The organism is Vibrio sp. RE86 (assembly GCF_013114545.1).
Taxonomy (GTDB): domain Bacteria; phylum Pseudomonadota; class Gammaproteobacteria; order Enterobacterales; family Vibrionaceae; genus Vibrio.
This window is the reverse complement of the sequence record NZ_VTXI01000066.1, coordinates 1-818: the sequence shown is the minus strand read 5'-3', so window position 1 is coordinate 818 and position 818 is coordinate 1. Positions and strand designations below refer to the sequence as shown.

Genomic DNA, 818 nt, shown 5'->3' with positions numbered 1-818 from the left:
ATTTAAAGCCTAGTGTGTAATCACGCTGAGTGCGCTTAACGTAGGTATTATTTGAAGTAGTCATAATTCGTCCTCAATGTGTAAACACATTTCAGGACGGGACACCTACGCATACGAAAAAGCCCTAACATTTCTGTTAGGGCTTTATCTGAATAAGTGGCGGAGCGGTCGGACTTACGCTCAAGCGGGGCTCGTTGGTCGCAGACCAAAATAATACCGCACATATAAAAAGACCCCAGCATTTCTGCTGAGGTCTGGAATAAGTGGCGGAGCGGACGGGACTCGAACCCGCGACCCCCGGCGTGACAGGCCGGTATTCTAACCAACTGAACTACCGCTCCGCACTGGTTAGACTCTTGAGTCTAAGTTTTTGCCTTTAGATTTTTCTAAAATCTAAAAACAGAAAGGTAACCTGGCGATGTCCTACTCTCACATGGGGAAACCCCACACTACCATCGGCGCTAATTTGTTTCACTTCTGAGTTCGGCATGGAATCAGGTGGGTCCAAATCGCTATGGTCGCCAAGTAAAATTCTTTACGTTTTGCTTTAGGTTCTTATTAGAAGAACTCAAAACAAACAGTAAATGGTGCTGATACCCAGACTCGAACTGGGGACCTCATCCTTACCAAGGATGCGCTCTACCACCTGAGCTATATCAGCATCAAGATGTCCTTTTAGGACTAAAAAAGCCCGTTTTTTCAAACGGGCTCTCTTAAATTTAAAGCCTGGCGATGTCCTACTCTCACATGGGGAAGCCCCACACTACCATCGGCGCTAATTCGTTTCACTTCTGAGTTCGGCATGGAATCAGGTGGGT

Annotated in this window: 2 tRNA genes and 2 rRNA genes; all 4 read right to left on the bottom strand. The window is 46.6% G+C overall.

The features are described from left to right. Nucleotides 1–264: 264 nt before the first annotated feature. Nucleotides 265–341 (bottom strand) — tRNA-Asp (locus F0231_RS20795). A gap of 69 nt (nt 342–410) precedes the next feature. Further along, nucleotides 411–526: ribosomal RNA gene (gene rrf / locus F0231_RS20790) — 5S ribosomal RNA — on the bottom strand. 59 nt (nt 527–585) lie between these two features. Beyond that, a tRNA-Thr gene (locus F0231_RS20785) sits at nt 586–661 on the bottom strand. Nucleotides 662–724: 63 nt separating this feature from the next. After that, nucleotides 725–818, bottom strand: a 5S ribosomal RNA gene (gene rrf / locus F0231_RS20780); the annotation flags it as partial.